Genomic DNA, 22566 nt, shown 5'->3' on the forward strand with positions numbered 1-22566 from the left:
GTAATAACACCCTTAATAATCGATATTCTTTCGCCTCAACTCTTTGAAATACGTTCATCTAGAAAATGATAAGGCCATATGAGTATTTTTAATCCTGCACTTGCCAAGAGAATTCCTAGATTAACTAGACGGTATTCTTTAAATGTTACAGGTCAAGATGGCATGAGGTTCAATCAATGGTAATACTAGTATAAATATTATTGAGAACTACCAATGAATTAAGGGTTTATTTTAAAGGTCTATTTCCTTATATTGCCGCTTTAATTAGTTGCTATGAAAATTGCCATCATAAGAGAAAGGAAGAATCCGCCAGATCGAAGGGTGGTGTTCACTCCCGAGCAATTGAGCCGCTTAGGTCTCGCTTTCGCGAAAGCGGAATTCATAGTAGAATCCTCACCCATAAGAATATTTCCAGACAGCCAGTATCAATCTCATGGGATAGCAGTTATGGAAGACGTTACCGATGCTGATGTGATGATAGGCGTAAAAGAAGTGCCTATAGAAGCCTTAATTCCCAATAAAAAATACTTTTTCTTTTCCCATACCATTAAAATGCAACCGTATAACAAGGCGTTATTAAGAGCTGTTTTAGATAAAAAAATTGAATTGTATGATCATGAAGCCATTGTAAATAATAAAGGTGCCAGATTGATAGGTTTTGGGAGGTATGCAGGAATAGTAGGGGCTTATAACGGTTTCCGAGCACTAGGCCTGCGAGACGGCTTATTTGAATTACCTAAAGTACAAGACTTGACCGATTATGAAGCTCTAAAAGCAGAATTGACACAGATCAAAACCAAATTACCGGCTATTCATATTGTAATGACAGGGAATGGTAAAGTAGCTGGAGGTATAAGAGAAGTGCTGGAGAAGCTTGGGATAAAGGAGTTGAAACCTAAGGAATACCTGCAGTTAGATCATTTTCAAAATTTACAGACTACATTTACTGTTTTAGATGTGCATCATTATTACACTCGTAAGGATGGTTACCGACCTACTAAAACGGAGTGCTATAACCATCCAGAATTGCTGGTAAGTGATTTTTTCAAGTATGCCAAAATATCAGATATGTTAATTACAGGCCATTTTTATGGCAATGAAGCTCCATATCTTTTTACCCGAGAAGATGCCAAACAACCCGATTTTAAAATCAGCCTAGTGGCAGATGTGAGTTGTGATATTGATGGCCCTATTGCTTCTACCATAAGGCCTAGCGCCATAGCAGATCCTATCTACGGTTACGACGCTCAAGGCGAAAAAGAGGTTCCTTTTAAAACCCCAGGATCTATAACGGTAATGGCAGTAGATAATTTGCCTTGTGAATTGCCTAAAGATGCCAGTGAAGGATTTGGCGAAATGTTTGGAAAACACGTAATTCCTGCGTTCTTTAATGGAGATAAAAATGGCGTTTTAGAACGCGCTCAAATGACCACTAGCGATGGAACGCTAACAGAACGATTTGCCTACCTTCATAATTATGTGTATGGTGAGCAAACTAAATTTTAGAATGCAACAACTAGTACAAAATTAAATTACCCCTTAGTATGAAAATGAATGCTAAAATAAATATACCGCTTGCAGCAACTCTGTTCTTGATGTTGTTGGCCTTACCAGTTACGGCCCAATTTAATCCCAGTTTAATAGGTAATACAACAGCTCAAGGAAATGACTGTTATCAAATTACACCTAATTTAAATGGTCAGTCTGGTGCCATGTGGTCTCCAGACAGGATCAATATGCTTACCAATTTTATTATAGAGTTTAGAATTTATCTAGGAACTAATGATGCAAATGGAGCTGATGGACTCACTTTTGTAATGAAAAATAATCCAACTCCTGTAATTGGTAATTTAGGTGGCGGTATGGGATATGAAGGAATCCCCAATTCTTTTGCAGTAGAGTTTGATACGTGGCAAAACGGACAATTAGGTGATCCTACTTTTGATCATATCGCCATGGTTTCGGCAGGAATAAACAATCACAGTGTTGCTCAAAATCTGGCAGGACCTGTTGTAGCGTCTGCCACTTCCAATAATGTAGAAGATGGTCAAGAGCATGCGGTGCGTATCGAGTGGAATGGCGCTACAGAAACAATGAGCGTTTACTTTGATTGTAGCTTAAGACTTTCTTATACAGGGGATTTAATTAATCAGGTTTTTGCAGGTAGTGTCTTTACTTATTTTGGTTTTACGGGTTCTACTGGTGGTGCTGCAAATCTACAACGGGTGTGTTTTGATTATATATCTTTTGCAAACGATATAGGCAGTCTTAATGATACCGCTATATGTGTTGGAGATACGGTTTCTAATGTTGATGTTACTATTAATGGTGGTTTGAGTTACTTATGGACCCCTGTAACTGGAGTGAGTGATCCTACTATCGCCAACCCTACTTTTAACCCTACTACAACCACTACTTATTCGGTAGATATTATTAATAGTTGTGGAAATGTTATTCAAGATGATTTTATTGTAGCTGTAGGAACGCCTCCTACTGCAAGCCTAATACAGGATGTTGCTGTTTGTGACGACGCCTCTAATGATGGACTTATTATTTATGACTTGTCTCAATTAGATGCAAGCCTACTAGGAACTCAGGATCCGACACAATATCAAGTATCGTATCACACCTCTCAAGCAGATGCAGACTCTCAAATGAATCCCTTACCATCTAGTTTTACCAATACCACCATTTGCACGCGTATTTATGCGCGTTTGGAATCGGTAATCAGCGCTACTTGTTATGACACTGCAGATTTTGAATTATGTGTCAGCACACAACCAGCAGCCAATCCAGTAACGACCTACAGGTTGTGTGATGACCCGTCTAACGACAATTCTGAAGTCTTTGATCTGGTCTCTAGAACTCCAGAAATTCTGCTCACTCAAAATCCAGCTGATTTTACTATTGAATACTTTACCTCGCAAGCAGATGCCGATTTAGGATCTGTAGGTGGAGCGACTCCTGTGAACAACCTATACAATAGTGCTGGCCAAATCATGTATGCGCGTATAGAAAATACTGCCAATACCAGCTGTTATGACACCACATCATTTGATATCATAGTAGATGACTTCCCAGTAGCAACAGCTCCTGCAGATCTACTCATTTGTGATGATGCCAGTAATGATGGTACGGAGGATATCACGCTGACACAATTTGATGCTGATGTTTTAAATGGACCAACCACTCCTACTTTTGTAGTGTCTTATCATTTAAATCAAGCAGATGCAGATGCTGACGCTCCAGGACTAACGAGTCCTTTTACCATTACCACCGGTACCACAACCATTGTAGCTAGAATAGACAATACAGTTAATCCCACTTGTTTTGATACCACACCTATCACCATCATTCTCAACGAGCAAGCAGTGGCTAATAACGTTGCCGAATACCGTATCTGTGATGATGCTAGTAACGACGGGCTGGAAGATTTTGACCTGAGTACTCAAGACAGTCAAGTGTTAGGAACTCAAAACGCTGCTAACTTTAGCATAGAGTACTTTACCTCACAAGCAGATGCCGATTTAGGATCTGTAGGTGGAGCGACTCCGTTACCTACCTTATACAACAGTGGTACTGCAACAGTTTTTGTAAGAATACAAACCAATGCCAACACCAATTGTTATGACACGGCTGTAGTTGACCTTTTTGTAGATCCGTTACCACTTGCAGGAACTCCAGCAGATATTATTGTGTGTGATGATCCTTCTAACGACGGAACAGAAGACGTGAACTTATCCCAGTTTGATAGCGCCATCCTTAACGGGCAGACCAATCCTAATTTTAATGTGAGCTATCACGCCTCTCAAGCAGATGCTGATGCTAATGCAAGTCCATTGTCCAGCCCTTATGCGGTGAATAGCACTACACCTAATTTATTTGCCAGAATCGATAATGCAGCTAATGATAGTTGTTACACGACCACTACTTTTAGATTTGTGATCAGTCCTACACCTACGGCAAATCCAGTGATGGATAGGATCACTTGTGATGATCCTGGAAATGACGGTTCTGAGGTATTTGATTTACGTATGGCAAACAGCGAGGTTTTAAATGGTCAAACAGCTGGTGATTATACTATTACCTACCACACGACATCAAACGGTGCGATGACTGGAATGGGAACAGATCAAATAATGAACGATACTGCTTATGCAAGTAGTACCAGCACACCAGAGACCATCTTTGTAAGAATAGAAGCAATCTCCAATCCTATTTGTTTTGATACGACTAGTTTTACCTTAACCGTAAGTGAGCAGCCTACAGTGGGAACTGCCACTGATGTGGTAGGTTGTGATGACATCAGCAACGATGGTTTTGAAGAATTTGACTTCAGCTCACAAGATGCGGCCATCTATAACGGTCAAAACACTACAGACTTCAATGTGACCTATCACAGCAGTCTAACAGATGCAGATAACGACACCAATGCATTGAGCTTCCCTTATACCAACACTTCTAGATCACAAACCATCTATGCAAGAATCGAAAATGCCTCCAATCAAGATTGTTATGATGTATCTACTTTTAGAATAGAAGTATTTGCACGACCTGTTATTGCTAACCAAGGACCTTATACTATTTGTGCAGGCGTTCCCGAAACCATTGACGCAGGTCCAGGATTCTCTAGCTACCTGTGGTCTACTGGAGAAACCACACAAACTATTGATGTGGCCTCTAGTGGCGATTATACGGTAAGGGTGACCAACAGCGATGGTTGTGACAGCACCGCAACAGTAAGTGTTGTAGCCTCTGATGTAGCTGTAATAGAACGCATTGATGTAGGACAGTTTGAAGTCAACACCAACACACTGACAGCAATTGTCACTGGAAGCGGTGATTACGAATTCTCATTAGATGACTTTGTTTATCAAGACAGCCAGCGATTTAATAACCTGTATCCAGGATTTTACACGATTTATGTACGAGATAAAAACGGCTGCGGTACCGTATCTATGGATGCTGTCATTATAGGTGGGCCTCCTTATTTTACTCCTAATCAAGATGGGTATCACGATACCTGGCAAGTCATTGCGGTAGAAATGATTCCTGATGCCAGTATCTATATTTTTGACCGTTACGGTAAGTTATTAAAACAAGTAAGCGCTACCGGTCAGGGATGGGACGGAACTTATAATGGAGCTCCTATGCCGTCCAGTGATTACTGGTACTTAGTAGAACTAGCTGACGGAAGAAGTTTCCGAGGTCACTTTGCTTTAAAGCGATAATACAGCAGATTTCTTAACTAATAAAAGCGAGTTATTTTTCAATAACTCGCTTTTGTATTTGTAACTGCAGGTGCTTCGCTTTCGCGAAAGCGAAAAAAACGCTACTTATTGAAGGGCATTCTGGAGTATTTTTTCAAAATTAGGTTTGAAATAGGATGGCCCCTTGAGCACTTTTCCATCTTCACGATAGATAGGCAACCCATCAGCGCCTAGTTTTGACATGTTGGATTGCTGGATTTCATCAAAGACATCTTCTATGACATCCTGCATTCCGTGTTCTATAATCGTTCCACAAAGAATATAAAGCATATCTCCCAAGGCATCAGCCACTTCAACTAGGTCGTTGTTTTGGGCAGCTTGTAAGTACTCTTCGTTTTCTTCTTTCATCAATTCAAATCTCAATTGATTGCGACGCTCTGATATATGTGCAATGGGATTGCTATTTATACCAAGTTTAAAGGCTGTATGAAATTTATGAACACTTTCTATTTGTTTCTTCATATCTATGGTGCTATTGCTAGTATTGGTTTGTAATTTTGTAAAAATAAGTTTTATATGAATATATTTCCACTAGTTGTAAAAGATCCTATGTTTAGTAGCGGTCAAATTTATTTTGGAATAGGTTTTTTTATCGTTTTTGTTGTGATTATTTCATTCATGTATCTCAAAGATAAAAATTTACACCAGAAAAATTATAAAGGAGTATTTTGGGTTCTAATAGGATTCATTTCTTTTATCTTGCTACTAGTGGCTATTAAATTGGGGTTACAAAAATAAATAACTGCTAAAATTTATTCCAATGCCTATTTGAATGTTGATTTCATTTTTTAACACCACAGGAAGCACTTTTCTGCTATCTAATTATTTATTATCCTTTTTAAGCTTAAAATCCTAAACGCACACCTATCTTATAATTTCGCCCTCGGGTTTGAAAACCTACAACTTCTTGAAAATCCTCATTAAGTACATTAGACACCCCTAGAAAAAAGCTAACTTCTGTAGATTTCAATTTATAAGTCACATCCAAGTCTACTAATTGATAGCTTTCTAAAGCTACGTTTTGCGTACTAAACGTGTTCAGGTCAAAAAACGCATCAGCACGCTGATGATTGTATTGGTATCTTGCCGTTAAAAAAGCTCCTTCAAAAGCCTCAATTCTCGCACTTGCATTCAATTTATGTTTAGGAATACGCCTCAATTGAGGCACATTATCTCTTTCAATGAAGGAGTAATTAGCTGTTAAATTCCATTTATCAAACAAAAGAGTTTGCGCCATAACTTCCACTCCTCTAGCGGTCAATTGTTCCTGCACATTTTGATATTGAGATATAAAATTGACTGGGTCAATGGTAACGAACTGAACTAGGTTATTTTCTTCTCGTTGGAAAACACTAACCCCTATACTTGTCTGGTCTTTACTCCATGAAATTCCAGCTTCTAAAGTGGCATTTTCTTCTGCTGTTAAGTCTTCATTTCCAAAACCGCTAGCATACAATTGGAATAATGACGGAGTAATATATGCCGTACTAAAGCTGGCATAAGCCTTAAAGATGTGATCACCAACATTAAATCTATAGGATGGATTCAGGTTGTAAACCAATTGTCCATCATAATTACTGTGCAAGTTGTAGCGTGCTCCTGCATTGACATTAAAACCAGTACCACTCAAATAAACTACATTAAAATAAGGATCATAAATCTGGAAATTCACCTCATCTGTAGTTGCATTTTGAACGAATGAAGTACCACCGAATGGGATACTAAAATCTTCATAGGTCTGATTATTGAAATTAAAGCCTAGAATGGTTTTTAAACTAGCATCTTCAGATAAATCAAAAGTGTATTTATTATAAAGGTCTAAGGAATATCCATCAGCATTGAAAAGAGAGGGGGAATTACTCCTGTTATCCCTTCGAGTATGGGTACTGACGTCTGCATAAACCAGTTCTCCTTTTTTGGAGTACTTCCAATTCATGTTGGTTCCCCAGCGTATTTGGCGGCTATAGGTCTCATTATCGCCATCTGCAAAGGCTCCATTATCAAATTCGGCTACGTACTCATCAAAAGACAAATAACTGCTCAATTTGAAGTCCTTATGATTGTTATAACCTATGCGACCTAAAAGATTAATCCGGTTAAATTGGTCTGCATCAAAGTCTTCATTTTCATCAGCACTTTCTGCGGCACTAAGTCCGTCAGTGCTTTGATGATTGAATCCTACTCCGTAAGTAAGACCATTTTTTGCGGTTCCTTGAAGTTGTACACTATTGTTGTACTCATCTATTCCAGAAGTGTTTTGCTGGCTGCTTTTATTGGTCCCAACAAAGGAAGCTAGGTTCACTCTCACTCCAGATGTAGGTGCTTTTCGCAATTTGATGTTGATAACAGCGGTACTTGCATTAGCTCCATAAAGTGTACTCGCAGCTCCTTTTAAAATTTCGATTTCTTCAATTTGATCTAGATCTATTAACCTTAAATCAAAATCACCAGCGATATTGCTAGGGTCATTTACTTGTGCACCATCGATTAAGAAAGAAACCTGACGGCTATTCCCTCCTCTAACAAAGTAACTTTGATTCTGCCCAGCATTACTGCGAGCACCGTTAATTTCTATTCCAGCGTACTGATTTAGAAGGTCGGCAATACTCGAGGCCCGCTGTGCTTCGATGTCTGCTCTTGTGATTTTAATAACTGGTTTACCGCTGTCTTTGCGTTGTAAGTCAAATTTTGACGAAGCCGTAACGATTACTTCTTCCAGTTTTGTTGCTGTAGTATCCACTTGTGCATTTCCCGACACAACTAAGACGATCATAGCGCCAAAGGCGATGATTTGTTTTTTCATTTTTAGGTTTTTAGTCTCGGGAAGAAGATTGGAGGAGCAGGTACAGTAATGATGTAGAAACCCTTATTACAAGGTATCGGTGCAGCCTGTACAAAATTTAATTCAGGACGCAACCAGCCATTAGTATAAACTCATCGTTATCTCTATCCCGAAGATGAACAATAATTTAATTGAAAATTTGGCAGGTCTCCTGACTTCAAAATAAAATCGCCTTCCCAAGTCCTATACTCAGTGGCCTTTTTGATTTTATCCTATCTTAGATAGGTTGCCTCTATTTTAAGAGACATTTTGTTTACAGTTGCGGGAACAGTTCTAGAATTGCACTAGATTCCCTTTTAATTTTTTTGCTTTCGTGTCGAAATGAATGCGATATCCACCTCCTTTTTTTAATCAATAAAAGAAAGCGGCATTTTACCCCAGCTAAAAAAACCATATTTTAAGTTGCGAAAATACTATTAAATAGTATCTATAAACTAGGAAGCTTAAGAATTTTATCAAAATCAGAAAGAAGTCCATTCAAACCCTTCATTATAACTACTTTTGAAGTCTCATGAAAAAGACGTTACTATACCTTCTTATTAGTTGTTCACTTTTACCATCTTGTAAAAATGAAAACAAGATTACCGAAAATACTGTAGAGAAATCTGATCGTTCTGTCTACCAAGATATCGAAGTGAACTATGCTCATGGCTTTCAGATTCAAAGCACCGATACTGGTTACGAAGTAACCATAATGAATCCATGGCCAGAAAGTGTTGTGAACTATTCTTTTCAATTGGTTAAAGATCAAAGAGGGGCATTAGTTAAAGGAACAGGAGCCGCAGTAACCATTTCAATTCCTATAGAAAGTATCGTCCTGACATCAACTACTCATATCCCGCCATTAGTCTTTTTAGGAGAAGAAAAATCCTTGATTGGTTTTCCAGGTACTTATTATATCAGCGCTCCAGAAGTAAGAGCTTTAATAAAAACCGGAAAAGTAAAAGAACTAGGAACCAACCAACTCATAAATGTGGAAAGCACCCTACTTCTTGAGCCAGACGTAGTGATGGGTTTTAGTATCAATGACAGCAACCCTACCTATCAAAAAATAGAAGAGGCGGGAATTCCTGTGCTATATAATGGAGAATGGGTAGAACAACATCCATTAGGAAAAGCAGAGTGGATCAAGCTTTTTGGAGTACTATACGGCAAGGAGAAGCAAGCCGATAGCATTTTTAATGCTATAGAAAAAGAATATTTAAACACCTTAAAACTTATAGAAAAGGCTAAAAGACCTCAGGTGCTGAGTGGCGCAACTTGGAACGATCAATGGTATTTGCCTTATGGAAACTCCTGGCAAGGACAAATTTTAAAGGATGCAGGAGCAGACTATATTTATGCAACAACAGAAGGAAATGGTTCACTCGCCTATAACATAGAAAAAGTACTGATGGATGGTCGTAAAGCCACTTATTGGATCGCGCCAGCACAATATACCAGTTATTCTAAAATGCTTGCAGACAATCAATCCTATGCGCTGTTTGATGCCTTTAAAAACAAACAAGTATATACTCATGCGCTTACTATAGGTGCTAAAGGGGGAGTTACTTATTACGAAGAAGCCAGTATGAGACCAGATCTGGTTTTAAAAGACCTAGTTAAAATATTGCACCCAGAGCTACTTCCCTATCATGAATTGTACTTCTTTAAACCCCTAAAAGATTAAACTCTAACTAGAATTACGTAAGATATTTCAAAATTCTAATAACTAGAATGTTCCCTAATGAAAAAAAATGTTGCAATTATAGGTGGTGGACCAGCAGCTTTTTTATTAGCTGCATTTTTGGATGCTGACAAATTTTCGGTGACTATTTATGAGAAAAATAAGACGTCTGGTCGTAAATTTTTAGTTGCTGGAAAAGGAGGTTTCAATCTTACACATTCAGAAGCCGTAAAAGAATTAATCCATAAATATACACCAGACGATTTTTTGACTAATGCCCTTTGTCATTTCAACAATACAGATTTTAGAATTTGGCTTGATCAAATAGGCATTCCAACTTATAGAGGAAGTAGTAAAAGAGTGTATCCAAAAAAAGGGATCAAACCTATTGAAGTACTTCATGCGATTCTCCAACACTTAAAAGAAAAGAACGTAATCTTAAAATATGAACACACCTTTTCTGATTGGGATTCTTGTGGAAATGTGATCATTAATAATCAATCCATTTCGGCAAATTATACCGTGTTTTCATTAGGAGGTTCTAGCTGGAAAGTTACAGGATCTGATGGTAGCTGGCTGGATACCTTTTCAAAAAAAGGAATCAAAACCAATGCATTTCAAGCATCCAATTGTGGCTATCATATTAATTGGAACACTAATTTTATAAAGAAGAATGAAGGTGCCCCCTTAAAGAACATTACTATTACTTGTAATACTGTGATACAAAAGGGGGAAGCGGTCATTACCTCATACGGTATCGAAGGAAACGCGATCTATGGACTAAGTCCACAAATAAGAAAACAATTTCAAGTAAATTCCTTCGCTAGTGTTTACATAGATTTTAAACCCTCCTTAACTTTAGAAAACGTGCTTTCTAAAATACAATTATCAAGGTTTGGAACAACTTCGGATATTCTAAAAAAAGAGCTCAAATTAAGCACTCCCGCCATAGATCTATTAAAAACATACCTGTCCAAAGAAACTTATTTAAACACCAAATCTTTGGCAAAAAATATTAAAAAATTCTCTTTGGATTTGATCCGTACAACAAGTTTAGACGAGTCCATCTCTACTGTTGGTGGCATTGATCTAAAAGCATTATCAGACCACTTTGAACTTAAAAAAATACCTCATCAATTTTGTATTGGAGAAATGTTGGATTGGGACGCACCTACTGGTGGCTATTTGTTACAAGCTTGTGCAAGTACAGGGGTTTATTTAGCTGCTTATTTAAATAAAATTCATTAAATCGAGTATTGGTTTAAATTCTTATTTGACATAAAAAATTTAATTTGAGACTGATTTATGAGAACGCTTGCGCGAAAGGTATCATCTTATACTTATCTGTCACTGGTATATAAATAGGATTCATTATTTAAGAATACAACTATACTTAAATGATTTTTTATTATTCAAAAGACTAGATAGGAGTGAACTCATCGTAAACACTTCCGTAATAGCATCCCATAATTGAGCTAATAGGCTACTTTTATTTTAACTGAGTAGTGATTTAAAATGTGCAGTAAAAGACATCGTTCTAAATTGAAAGGTCTCCCTCTTAAAAAGATGACCTCTTGAATTAGGAACAATACCTCTAATAAAAAAGTCTAATTCTCCTTTCTGCCGTACCTTCGTTTTTTATTTAAAGAATAAGATTATAATAATCTTTTGAAAAAACAATTCATCATACTCAGCAACCTGCTCCTTGTCTTCTTTATTGCAGACATTTGTCTAGGCACTGTATATATAGAACCTCAACAAGTTGTGGATGCCTTATTAGGTCGTGAAAACCCAGAAACAAGCACCGCACTGAGGTACATCATCACCGATTTGAGATTGCCTCGTGCGGTCATGGCAGTATTTACTGGTGCTGGACTTGCCGTTGCTGGCTTACTCATGCAAACACTGTTTAGAAATCCGCTGGCGGGTCCATTTGTTTTAGGTATTTCTAGTGGTGGAGGCTTAGGGGTAGCACTTGTCATAATGGGCGCAACAGCATTAGGAATAGGTACTATTTCCAGTTTTGGGATCATTACAGCAAGTGTGATAGGAAGTCTAGCCGTATTGTTATTGATTATTCTCATGTCGCTTAGGATCAAAGACACGATGGGGCTGTTGATCGTTGGTTTGATGGTAGGTAGTTTGAGTAGCGCTGTAGTAGGAATTTTAAGTTACTTCAGCAGTAGTGAAGAATTGCAGCGTTATGTTTTTTGGTCTTTAGGGAGTTTAGGAAGCATTAATTGGGATGATTTACTTATTATAGGTTTGTTGTTTATTCTTGCTATGCTCTTATTGCTTTGGATCATCAAGCCATTGAATGCCATGTTATTAGGAGAAAGCTATGCGTTTAGTCTAGGTATCAACATTAAAAAAGCACGTTGGATCATCATTATCATCACCAGTATTCTCGCAGGTAGTATTACTGCTTTTGCTGGGCCTATTGCATTTATAGGTTTAGCGGTACCTCATTTGGCGCGACTGATATTACCAACAGTGAACCATAAAATATTAATCCCTACGACCTTATTATTGGGGGCTACACTCCTACTCTTTTGCGATCTGGTATCACAACTGCCATTTTCAAACTATTCCTTACCTATTAACGCTGTTACCTCATTGCTAGGAGCACCACTGATCATCTGGCTCATCCTGAGAAAACGTAATTTGCATTTTTAATGATTCAACTAGAAAACATACAGGTAGGATATGGTCATTGCGTTGTGGCAGAGCATGCTGGAGATCTCGCTTTCGCGAAAGCGAAACTCATCTCCCTTATAGGTGCCAACGGATCAGGAAAATCTACTTTACTAAGAGCCATAGCTAGTGGGCAGCACCTCATCAACGGAAAGGTGGTCGTAGAAAATAAAAACTGGAAGAATTATACCGCATTAGAACGATCCAAATTTATCTCCATAGTCCTCACCGAAAGAGCCTTTAGCTTCTTCTTAAGTGTTCGAGAGTTATTGGAATTAAGTCGTGCACCTTACACCAATTATATAGGTACCCTTAGTGATGTAGATCATGAAATTATCAATGACGTCTTAGAGAATTTTGATCTTAAAGATCTAGAAAACCGAAGAGCAGGAACCTTGAGTGATGGCCAATTGCAACGAGTTTTAATTGCTAGAGCTATCGTTCAAGACACAGTATACCTGCTGATGGACGAGCCCACCAGCCACTTAGATATCAACCACAAAGCCGATTTGCTACTGCTACTAAGAGATTACTGTCATAAAAAGGGGAAAACGATTATTTATGCCACACACGAAATACAACTTGCCTTGTCCTTAAGCGATGAAGTGGTCAGTATACATAAAGGTATCATAGCTCATCAACCTACCGTTGACTTTCAGAATTCTAACCGATTAGAAACTATTTTTCCTTCCAAAAATGTGATTTTTGAGAATGGAACGATGGCCTTTAGGTTTGAATAACAAATCTCCTTTACTGCTTAGATCGCAGTGTTAGATTAAAGACCAATTTGAAGCCATCATTTTTCTTTAATAAGTATTAATTCTAGCAAATTTTCTGGGAGATCAAATGAATACACGTTGGAGCTGTAGTTTCTGTTTTAATGTTGTAACAGAAAAAGCCCTTGATTTCTCAAGAGCTTTAGAGTTTTCTATAAATAAAATTAAGCTTTAGGAATCTCTTTTAATACTTCTAAAAGAAGTTTCCAAAACTTCTGTACTGATGTGATTTCTACATACTCATCTGGACTGTGTGCTCTTCTTATATTTGGTCCAAAGGAAATCATGTCTAGCCCCGGGTAACGCTCTCCTAAAAGACCGCATTCAAGTCCTGCGTGACAGGCTACTACTCTAGGTTCATGATCGAACAGTTCTGTATATTTTGCTTTGATAATATCTAACATAGTACTGTTGGCGTTAGGTTGCCAACCTGGATAATCACCTGAGAGTTTGGCGTCCATTTGTGCAAGCTTCATTACAGCCACAATACTAGAAGAAAGATCCGTCTTAGAACTTTTTACCGAGGACCTTGTTAAACAAGCAATCTGCAGTTCCCCGTTTTCTAAAGTTACACGAGCTAAATTGTTAGAAGTTTCTACAAGACCATCAATATCTGGACTCATACGGTATACACCATTATGAATTCCCAATAAGCAATATACCAACTCACGGCTGTCGCTTTCGGTAAGCACTTCAGCGTTTTCAATAGCCTCTATAGCTATGCTAAGATGCTCTTCTAAAGCCGCATACTCGTCTTGAATCGCATCTTTACACCTGTTAAACGTGTTCCACATTTGCTCCCAATCGCTTTTGCGTAAACTAACTACTGCTACCGCTTCTCGCGGAATTGCATTCCTTAAGCTACCTCCATTTAAAGATTGAAAATGTACTGCACCTCTTTTTTGCATGGCATCCACAAGACGCGTGATCATTTTATTGGCATTACCCAATCCTTTTATGATGTCCATACCACTATGACCCCCATTAAGACCTTTTACGGTAATTTTTTTTGATATATAATTCCCATCAACAGCTTCTAGCGGGTAGGTTTTGGTAGCAGTAACATCTACTCCACCTGCACAACCTATGTCAATCTCGTCGTCTTCTTCTGTATCTAGGTTCAATAGGATCTTTGAAGTCAGAATAGTTTTATCCAATTCCTTTGCTCCGGTCATGCCCGTTTCTTCGTCTACCGTAAACAGAGCCTCTATTGCTGGATGTGCAATATCTGTTGAGGAAAGTACTGCCATGATTGCAGCGACTCCTATACCATTATCTGCTCCTAAAGTAGTTCCTCTAGCTTTGATGATATCTCCTTGAACAAACATATCAATTCCTTGAGTTAAGAAATCAAAGTCGGTATCATTATTCTTTTGATGCACCATATCTAAGTGCGATTGCATGATGATGCTTTCGCGGTCCTCCATTCCTGAAGTAGCAGGTTTTCTTATGATCACGTTACCTATAGCATCTTCTATCACTTCTAGGTCATGTGATTTACCAAACGCTACCATAAACGCACGAACACGTTCTTCTTTTTTAGAAGGCCGAGGAACCGCATTTAAATCTGCAAAATGCTTCCATAATAGTTGTGGTTGTTGTTCTCTTACTTCTTTAGACATAGTAATTTATGATTTGTACAAATATAGCGGTACATCCAGGGTAGCCGCCTTAAGTATTTGCTAAAAGATTATTGATTTGATTGCTGATTTAAGAGAGGGATGCTTTATTTTTTTGTCGCCCTGAGCATTTCTCTTTTTCCTGGAGGTCCAGGCAAACGCTCTACCATAAACCCTGCAGTTTGCATATTGCGCCGTACTTGCCCAGCAGCACAATAAGTGGTTAACACACCACCGCTCTTCAACGCCTTGTAAGCGGCATTAAAAATAGCTTCTGTCCATAATTCTGGTTGAGTACGCGGACCAAAAGCATCAAAATAGATCAAATCAAATTCATCCTCATTTGCAATTTTTTCAAAAGCTTTTTGCTTTTTAAACAAAGTAAAATGAGAAGTGATCTCTTGATGTTTCTCCCAATCTGACTGATGCATGACTTCATATAATAGCTGATCTTTTAATAGCTCACCGTAATCCATCGACAGCACTTCTTCTTCTAAAATAGGGAAGGCTTCTACTGCATTATAAACTACAGGTATTTTAGATGAATGTTGAGCGGTAAGCATGGCATTAAGACCAGTTCCAAAACCATATTCTAGAATCTGAAGAGGTTCTTGTTGGAAGTTTCGCTTTCGCGAAAGCGAGACATCTAAAAAATATTCCAACCCGGTTTGTATAAAAACATGAAGCGCCTCTTGCAAGGCGCCGTGTTTAGAATGGTATTGTTCATTGAGATCAGGCATGTGAATAGTTTTGGATCCATCTCCTGTCATCATGATCTCACGCTTCATTTATTCTTCTGTTTTGGCAGCTACTTCTACATCTGGGTTGTCAAACTTCTCTACAAGAGCACCATCGGCAACAAAGCTTAAAGTAACTTCCTCTTCTGTAATTGCTTCAATTTCTTCCTTAGATTTCCCAGCATCCTCAGCATAATGACGTAATTCTTTTACAGGTGTGATATTCTTAAATGCGTTACCGTTTAATATAACTTCTTTTCCTTGACCATTCTTAGGAAGAAAAAAACCGTAGTCTTTAAATTTAACTGTCACAGAAGCGTCACCTACTGGCATTTTAATCCAACAACCCATATTTACACATACTTCTGCGATCGTTCCTTTTACTTTTACTGCAGTAGTATCACCTACTTTCATAGTCTTATACATAGCTCCTAATTCCATGGCATCAATCACGTCATTGTTAGAAAACTCTGCACCGTAATTCATGTAAGCTATTTCTTGAACTTGCTCGTCATTAATGGCTGGCATTTCTTCTTCTTGTTTTTGTTCTTTGCATCCTAGCAGTAAAAAGATAGCAAATACTCCTGTAATCAGCTGTTTCATAAGTTTATAATTTAAACAAATTTAGGAATTCGTTTGGACATAATAGTAGTCCTTATGGAGTATCTTTGCAAAAAAACTACAATACCATGATACCTACTCACGAAATCGTTATAGAAAAGGTAAAAAAATCCAAAATCAATACTATTGATTTTGATAATTTAACTTTTGGAAAAACTTTTACAGACCACATGTTGGAATGTACCTGGAGTAACGGAGCGTGGCGTACTGCAAAAATAAAACCTTATGGGCCTATTCAAATAGAACCTAGTTGTAAAGTATTTCATTATGGCCAAGCTATTTTTGAAGGGATGAAAGCTTTTAAGGATGCTCATGGTGAAGTATTTCTTTTTAGACCGGAAGACAATTGGTTGCGTTTTAATGAAAGTGCAAAACGTCTTGCGATGCCAGAAGTTCCAAAAGAAATTTTTATCGAAGGACTTAAGAATCTTATCAATCTTGATAAAGAATGGGTGCGATACGGTGAAGGACTTTCACTTTATTTAAGGCCATTTATGATTGCTAGTGAGAATGGTGTTGCCGCAGCACCTTCAACAGAGTATAAATTTATGATCATCATGTCGCCTGCATTTGCATATTACAAGGGAGATGTACGTGTTGTTATCGCTTCAGAATTTTCTAGAGCTGCCAATGGTGGCGTAGGATACGCTAAAGCAGCAGGAAATTATGCCGCTAGTTTCTATCCAAATAACCTCGCTATTAAAGAAGGTTATCAACAAATTATTTGGACCGATGCCGCTTCTCATGAATACCTAGAGGAAGCTGGTACCATGAACATATTTGTAAGAATAGGTGATACCTTGCTCACTGCTCCTCATAATGACCGTATTCTCAACGGGGTTACCCGAAGAAGTGTGATACAAATGGCCAAAGATCATGGTATTCCTGTTGAAGAACGACGTGTTTCTGTTAAGGAATTAAATGAGGCTGCCAGAAATGGAGAACTTAAAGAAATATTTGGTAGCGGAACTGCTGCGGTAATTGTTCCTATCAAAGGATATAAACATGAAGAGTTCCAATACGAACTTCCAGTGGATACGGATTCATATGCAACTAAGCTTATAAAAGCCTTAAAAGATATTCAATACAATCGTGCAGAAGACCGTCACGGTTGGAGAGTTCAAATCTAAATATCAGAATATATGATATCATTAAAAATGCCTGCTATTCAGTAGGCATTTTTAATGATATAGGTTATACCCGCGATAAGTATAGCAAGAATTTATTATTAGAAAAATGAATTCAAATGAATAATTGCCTCGGTATTGATTTCTTTCTATATTTTTAAAGCGTGAGAATAGTTATTTCCATCTTTCTGCTGCTTCTAGCCCTTCCTGTTGTGTCACAAAATCAAGCCGATTGGTGGTTTTTTGGTTCTAATGCTGGAATTGATTTTAACACCGGCGTTCCTGTACCTAATAACATAGGACAATTAAATACTATTGAAGGCTGCTCGGCTATTTCAGACGCCTGCGGTAGCTTACTCTTTTATACCGATGGTAGTAGCATCTGGGATCGCAATCACCTAGTAATGCCAAATGGTAATGGATTATTTGGAAACCCCTCCAGCACACAGTCTGCAATTGTGATTCCGTTACCTAACAACCCCGATCTCTATTATGTGTTTTCCATTTCCATAGGTGCTACCACTGGCCTGTATTATTCGGTTGTAGACATGAATTTAAATAATGGGACTGGGGATGTTATTGTTACCCAAAAAAACATCAACTTATTAGCTAACAGTACTGAAAAGTTATTTGCAGCAGTTGCAGCAAATGGTCAAGACGCATGGATCGTCACTTATGCTGAAAGTATTCCAGGTAGTTTAAGTTTTAATCAGTTTTACGCTTTTAAACTAACGCCCAATGGGATGGATTTGTCTGCCAGTGTAAATTCTCTCAGTCAGGCAACTCGCACTACAGATAAGCGGGGTTATTTAAAAGTATCTCCTGATGGCTCAAAAGTAGCCATGATGACTCAATTATATGTGGATACGAGCATCCCAGATGAATCTGGTGTAGGTGCCTGGTTATTTGATTTTGACAACCGTACCGGTTTCGTCAATAATCCGGTAAGGATGAATTTTCCTGCCGGCTATCAAGCTTATGGAACAGAGTTTTCCTTGGACTCTAGACTGGTGTATGTGGATCTCAATACACTAGGAAGTGGTCTTGTAGCTGCCGAACGACTGTTGTTACAATACAATACCACAACCCCTAATTTTGAAAACAATCCGATAGTGATCTATCAAAGTGATTCCGCCGATGCTACTGATGACGTGGCACGTGGTGCGTTACAAATTGCTCCTGACAATAAGATCTACTACTCCCGAGATGAGCAAGAATGGCTTGCAGTAATCAACAACCCTAATAACATAGGTGCCTTATGTAACTTTCAATACAACGGCCTGTCATTAACCCCAGGGACAAATAGCAATGAAGGGTTGCCTCCTTTTTACAATGCGTTTTTCAATCCATCATTTTCTGTCAATGAAGGTTGTAGCAATACCACCACACAATTCATTGCAGACGAAATAGCCACTTGTCCTAATAGCTCCGTTAGTTGGGATTTTGGAGATGTTGCCAGTGGTGCAGCTAATAGTTCTACACTGATCAACCCTACTCATATCTATACCAATGCTGGAACCTATACGGTGAATCTTGTTTTGACAACTCCCACAGGTATTTTTAATTCCAGCCGCATTGTGCAGATAGTCGATACTCCTTATACTAATACCGTTAATAACATAAGCATATGCGATGATAGTTCCAATGACGGCATCGCACCCATAGACTTTACTGCTACAAGAATTAACGCCTTAGGTGTTCAAAACCCTAACAACTTTGAAGTCACTATTCATTCTAGTCTACAAGATGCGGTAACTGATTTTAATTCCATAGCTGATAACGATCAGGTTGCTAGCGGCACTTATTTTTTAAGAATCGATAGTCGATTGTCAAATGGTTGTTTTGTAACTACCTCTTTTGACGTGATTATTCATGCACTTCCTGTAGCATTGATGGTAGATGATTTGATCTTGTGTGACGATTTTAGTAACGATGGGATAGAATCATTTGATTTAGATCTTGCAGCCATTCAAGGTTTAGGGACTCAAGACCCTGTGCTAGTGAACTATTCCTTTTACAGGTTTCAAAATGAAGCAGATGTGAGACAGAACCCCATTAGCTCCCCTTATGACAATACTATGGCTCAAGAAGAAATCTTTATACGTTATGAAAATGTGAACAACACCACTTGCTATGAAGTTGTTTCTTTTCATCTTCATGTCATCGCACAACCCCTAATTCCTGTGATAAATGATGTGAGCATTTGTGATGATGAATCTAGAGATTTAGTAGAAGTTTTTGATTTGAATTCTTTGATAACCTCTATTCAAAATACACAACCTGGAAATCTTATAACCACCTTTCACAGCTCACAACAAGATGCAGAATTAGATGACAATCCCTTAAACACTTCTTATACGAATACCATGAATCAAGAAGTTATATGGATACGCCTAGAGAACAATGACCTGGCCATTTGTTATGATGTACAGCCATTGCGTTTAGAAGTGTTTCCAAAACCTATAGTGACTACTACTGCCGACTTCTCCAAATGTATCAACGAAGAGGGAATTATTGAGGCAACTCCGGGTTTTGACACTTATTTGTGGGATACTGGAGCAACTACATCCAGTATTCGTATTACTGATGAGGGAACCTATACCGTGCTTATAACAGATCAAAACGGCTGTGAAGATAGCAGCTCCACAACAGTGACCAATTTCCAGACCACTCAGATTGTCGCGGTAGAAGTTGAGCAATTTACTTTAAGATCTAACCGCATTGAAGTGTCCGTTATCGGAGATGGCCCCTTTGAATACAGCATTGATAATTTTATTTTTCAAGAAAGTAACGTTTTTACCGATTTACTGCCAGGTTATTACACGGTTTATATACGAGATGTAAATGGCTGCGACCTAGTAACCGCCCCAGCAACCATTATCGCTGCACCACCTTATTTCACTCCTAATGAAGACGGATTCCACGACTACTGGCAAGTAACCGCGATTGAAACTGAGCCCAATGCACAGATTTATATTTTTGATCGTTTTGGAAAACTTTTAAAACAAATAAGTCCATTAGGACCGGGATGGGACGGAATGTATCAAGGTAACCCGATGCCTAGTACTGATTATTGGTACTTGGTGGAATTAATAGATGGCCGCAGTTTTAAGGGGCATTTCTCTCTCAAAAGATAATCAAGTAGTTGGTATTATTTTAACCTCGCTTTCGCGAAAGCGGAATGCTAAAAAACCTATTTTTACCGTTCATGGAATTTAATATTGTATCAGAATTTTCTCCTACTGGAGATCAACCGCAAGCGATCAAAAAGCTTATCAGTGGAATCGAAGCTAATGAAAAATATCAAACACTTCTGGGGGTTACTGGAAGTGGTAAGACCTTTACGGCTGCAAATGTAATACAAGGTGTGCAAAAACCAACCTTGGTACTTTGTCACAACAAAACATTAGCAGCTCAATTGTATTCTGAATTTAAAGACTTTTTTCCAAATAATGCAGTGGAATATTTTGTTTCCTATTATGATTATTATCAGCCGGAAGCATTTATACCATCCTCAGGAACTTATATTGAGAAAGACCTTTCTATTAATGAAGAAATAGAAAAGATGCGATTGAGTACCACTTCTTCCCTACTTTCTGGAAGAAGGGATATTATAGTAGTTGCCTCAGTTTCCTGTCTGTATGGTATTGGAAACCCTGTCGAGTTTCAAAAAAATGTTGTCAGAATCAAAAAAGACGAGGTAATTGCTAGAACAGCATTACTTCATAAATTAGTGCAATCCTTATACTCCAGAACCACTGCAGAATTTAATAGAGGTAATTTTAGGATAAAAGGAGATACCCTAGATGTATATCCTAGTTATGCAGATACTGCATTTAGAATTCATTTTTTTGGAGATGAAATAGAAGAAATTGAGCGTTTTGATCCAGTGAATGGAAGCGTATTAGAACGCTTTGATCAAATTACGATCTATCCAGCAAATATGTTTGTGACTTCTCCAGACATTCTACAAGGTGCCATACATGCTATCCAAGAAGACTTAGTAAAACAAATCGATTACTTCAAAGAAATAGGAAAACCATTAGAAGCTAAACGACTGCAAGAAAGAACCGAATTTGACTTAGAAATGATTAGAGAACTGGGCTACTGCTCTGGTATTGAAAATTACAGTCGTTATCTTGACGGTCGTCAACCCGGTACAAGACCTTTTTGCTTACTGGACTTTTTTCCAGCAGACTTTCTTATGATTATTGATGAAAGTCATGTGAGCGTTCCTCAAGTAGGCGCTATGTATGGCGGGGATAGGTCTCGAAAAGAGAATTTAGTAGATTATGGGTTTCGCCTGCCAGCTGCTATGGACAACCGTCCACTAAAATTTGAGGAATTTGAAGCGATGCAAAATCAAGTTCTTTACGTAAGTGCTACACCTGCAGATTATGAGTTGGCTAAAAGTGAAGGGGTTGTTGTAGAACAAATCATAAGACCTACAGGACTATTAGATCCCGTTATCGAAGTGCGCCCAAGTCAGAATCAAATAGATGATCTTGTAGAAGAAATACGATTGAGAGAAGAACGTGACGAACGCGTACTAATCACCACACTTACCAAACGCATGGCAGAAGAACTGACCAAATACCTAACTCGTATCAATGTCAGGTGCCGCTATATTCACAGCGATGTAGACACTTTAGAGCGTGTAGAAATTTTGTCAGACTTGCGCCATGGAATTTTTGATGTATTAATAGGAGTCAATTTATTAAGAGAAGGCCTCGATTTACCAGAGGTATCTTTGGTTGCCATTTTGGATGCGGATAAGGAAGGTTTTTTGCGTAATCAACGTTCACTTACACAAACTATAGGACGTGCCGCACGTAATATTAATGGACTTGCGATTCTTTACGCAGATAAAATTACCGCTAGCATGCAAAAAACCATTGATCAAACCGATTACCGTCGTTCCAAACAAATTGCCTATAATGAGACAAATGGTTTAAAGCCTATGGCAATAAAGAAAAAATTAGAAACAGCTCTATATCAAAAAAAAGCAGCTGCTTATGCTTTGGAAGATGTACTTACATTAAAAGCGGCAGAGGAAGAAGCGGGATACTTATCTAAAGCAGAATTAGAGAAAAAAATACGCAATACTCGTAAAATGATGGAAAAAGCGGCTAAAGAATTAGACTTTATGGAAGCCGCAAGACTGCGAGATCAAATTAAAATGATGCAAGAAAAAGTGAAAGACGTTTAAAATCA

Annotated in this window: 15 protein-coding genes and 1 riboswitch; of the genes, 10 read left to right on the plus strand and 5 right to left on the minus strand. The window is 38.2% G+C overall.

All coding sequences use genetic code 11. The features are described 5' to 3' along the window. The first annotated feature begins 273 nt into the window (after nucleotides 1-273). Entirely contained in the window at nucleotides 274-1506 is a 1233-nt protein-coding gene (locus KG732_RS06325) for an NAD(P)-dependent oxidoreductase (RefSeq protein WP_213521608.1), read from the plus strand. Between the two features lie 38 nt (nucleotides 1507-1544). Next, nucleotides 1545-5231, plus strand: coding sequence for a T9SS type B sorting domain-containing protein (locus KG732_RS06330; RefSeq protein WP_300980348.1), 3687 nt, complete (start codon nucleotides 1545-1547; stop codon nucleotides 5229-5231). 105 nt (nucleotides 5232-5336) lie between these two features. Here KG732_RS06330 and KG732_RS06335 read toward each other — a convergent pair whose 3' ends face one another. After that, nucleotides 5337-5732 carry a nucleoside triphosphate pyrophosphohydrolase family protein gene (locus KG732_RS06335; RefSeq protein WP_213521609.1) on the minus strand — a complete coding sequence of 132 codons (396 nt, stop codon included), beginning with the start codon at nucleotides 5730-5732 and terminating at the stop codon, nucleotides 5337-5339. Between the two features lie 54 nt (nucleotides 5733-5786). Between KG732_RS06335 and KG732_RS06340 the strand changes: the two genes are divergently transcribed. Next, nucleotides 5787-6008, plus strand: a complete 222-nt coding sequence (locus KG732_RS06340) for a hypothetical protein (protein WP_366508891.1) — start codon at nucleotides 5787-5789, stop codon at nucleotides 6006-6008. A gap of 106 nt (nucleotides 6009-6114) precedes the next feature. Here KG732_RS06340 and KG732_RS06345 read toward each other — a convergent pair whose 3' ends face one another. Next, nucleotides 6115-8073, minus strand: coding sequence for a TonB-dependent siderophore receptor (locus tag KG732_RS06345; protein ID WP_213521610.1), 1959 nt, complete (start codon nucleotides 8071-8073; stop codon nucleotides 6115-6117). A gap of 162 nt (nucleotides 8074-8235) precedes the next feature. Next, nucleotides 8236-8460, minus strand: a riboswitch (cobalamin riboswitch). Nucleotides 8461-8623: 163 nt separating this feature from the next. On the opposite strand from KG732_RS06345, the gene KG732_RS06350 reads away from it, so the two are divergent. The 4 genes from KG732_RS06350 (at nucleotide 8624) to KG732_RS06365 (ending at nucleotide 13212) form a co-directional block, all read left to right on the plus strand. Beyond that, nucleotides 8624-9781: an ABC transporter substrate-binding protein gene (locus tag KG732_RS06350; protein ID WP_213521611.1), complete on the plus strand. Its 1158-nt coding sequence runs from the start codon at nucleotides 8624-8626 to the stop codon at nucleotides 9779-9781. A 57-nt stretch (nucleotides 9782-9838) separates the two neighbouring features. Beyond that, complete coding sequence (locus KG732_RS06355; protein ID WP_213521612.1) at nucleotides 9839-11026, plus strand: TIGR03862 family flavoprotein; 1188 nt, start codon at nucleotides 9839-9841, stop codon at nucleotides 11024-11026. A gap of 420 nt (nucleotides 11027-11446) precedes the next feature. After that, nucleotides 11447-12454, plus strand: a complete 1008-nt coding sequence (locus KG732_RS06360) for an iron ABC transporter permease (RefSeq protein WP_213521613.1) — start codon at nucleotides 11447-11449, stop codon at nucleotides 12452-12454. Then, complete coding sequence (locus KG732_RS06365; protein ID WP_213521614.1) at nucleotides 12454-13212, plus strand: ABC transporter ATP-binding protein; 759 nt, start codon at nucleotides 12454-12456, stop codon at nucleotides 13210-13212. The genes KG732_RS06360 and KG732_RS06365 overlap by 1 nt, the downstream gene beginning before the upstream one ends. Before the next feature lie 200 nt (nucleotides 13213-13412). Here the strand turns inward: KG732_RS06365 and KG732_RS06370 are convergent, their stop codons facing one another. The 3 genes from KG732_RS06370 to KG732_RS06380 form a co-directional block, all read right to left on the minus strand. Next, nucleotides 13413-14870 (minus strand): aminoacyl-histidine dipeptidase, encoded by a 1458-nt coding sequence (locus KG732_RS06370; RefSeq protein WP_213521615.1) that lies wholly within the window; start codon nucleotides 14868-14870, stop codon nucleotides 13413-13415. A 104-nt stretch (nucleotides 14871-14974) separates the two neighbouring features. Beyond that, complete coding sequence (gene mnmD / locus KG732_RS06375; RefSeq protein WP_213521616.1) at nucleotides 14975-15655, minus strand: tRNA (5-methylaminomethyl-2-thiouridine)(34)-methyltransferase MnmD; 681 nt, start codon at nucleotides 15653-15655, stop codon at nucleotides 14975-14977. Then, entirely contained in the window at nucleotides 15656-16207 is a 552-nt protein-coding gene (locus KG732_RS06380; RefSeq protein ID WP_213521617.1) for a DUF4920 domain-containing protein, read from the minus strand. It lies immediately after the preceding gene. A gap of 86 nt (nucleotides 16208-16293) precedes the next feature. Between KG732_RS06380 and KG732_RS06385 the strand changes: the two genes are divergently transcribed. The 3 genes from KG732_RS06385 (at nucleotide 16294) to uvrB (ending at nucleotide 22561) form a co-directional block, all read left to right on the plus strand. Beyond that, nucleotides 16294-17355 (plus strand): branched-chain amino acid aminotransferase, encoded by a 1062-nt coding sequence (locus KG732_RS06385; protein WP_213521618.1) that lies wholly within the window; start codon nucleotides 16294-16296, stop codon nucleotides 17353-17355. Nucleotides 17356-17564: 209 nt separating this feature from the next. Beyond that, nucleotides 17565-20489: a T9SS type B sorting domain-containing protein gene (locus KG732_RS06390; RefSeq protein ID WP_367271483.1), complete on the plus strand. Its 2925-nt coding sequence runs from the start codon at nucleotides 17565-17567 to the stop codon at nucleotides 20487-20489. Nucleotides 20490-20560: 71 nt separating this feature from the next. Beyond that, nucleotides 20561-22561: an excinuclease ABC subunit UvrB gene (gene uvrB / locus KG732_RS06395; protein WP_213521620.1), complete on the plus strand. Its 2001-nt coding sequence runs from the start codon at nucleotides 20561-20563 to the stop codon at nucleotides 22559-22561. Nucleotides 22562-22566: the final 5 nt, after the last annotated feature.

It is taken from the genome of Nonlabens sp., from assembly GCF_018401815.1.
Classification (GTDB): Bacteria; Bacteroidota; Bacteroidia; order Flavobacteriales; family Flavobacteriaceae; genus Nonlabens.

Bases quoted from the DNA above. Each gene is read 5' to 3' on its own strand.
- KG732_RS06340 (WP_366508891.1), top strand. From the start codon at position 5,787: ATGAATATATTTCCACTAGTTGTAAAAGATCCTATGTTTAGTAGCGGT.
- uvrB (WP_213521620.1), top strand. From the start codon at position 20,561: ATGGAATTTAATATTGTATCAGAATTTTCTCCTACTGGAGATCAACCG.
- KG732_RS06380 (WP_213521617.1), bottom strand. From the start codon at position 16,207: ATGAAACAGCTGATTACAGGAGTATTTGCTATCTTTTTACTGCTAGGA.
- KG732_RS06370 (WP_213521615.1), bottom strand. From the start codon at position 14,870: ATGTCTAAAGAAGTAAGAGAACAACAACCACAACTATTATGGAAGCAT.
- KG732_RS06345 (WP_213521610.1), bottom strand. From the start codon at position 8,073: ATGAAAAAACAAATCATCGCCTTTGGCGCTATGATCGTCTTAGTTGTG.
- KG732_RS06335 (WP_213521609.1), bottom strand. From the start codon at position 5,732: ATGAAGAAACAAATAGAAAGTGTTCATAAATTTCATACAGCCTTTAAA.
- KG732_RS06325 (WP_213521608.1), top strand. From the start codon at position 274: ATGAAAATTGCCATCATAAGAGAAAGGAAGAATCCGCCAGATCGAAGG.
- KG732_RS06385 (WP_213521618.1), top strand. From the start codon at position 16,294: ATGATACCTACTCACGAAATCGTTATAGAAAAGGTAAAAAAATCCAAA.
- KG732_RS06365 (WP_213521614.1), top strand. From the start codon at position 12,454: ATGATTCAACTAGAAAACATACAGGTAGGATATGGTCATTGCGTTGTG.
- KG732_RS06355 (WP_213521612.1), top strand. From the start codon at position 9,839: ATGAAAAAAAATGTTGCAATTATAGGTGGTGGACCAGCAGCTTTTTTA.
- KG732_RS06350 (WP_213521611.1), top strand. From the start codon at position 8,624: ATGAAAAAGACGTTACTATACCTTCTTATTAGTTGTTCACTTTTACCA.
- KG732_RS06330 (WP_300980348.1), top strand. From the start codon at position 1,545: ATGAAAATGAATGCTAAAATAAATATACCGCTTGCAGCAACTCTGTTC.
- mnmD (WP_213521616.1), bottom strand. From the start codon at position 15,655: ATGAAGCGTGAGATCATGATGACAGGAGATGGATCCAAAACTATTCAC.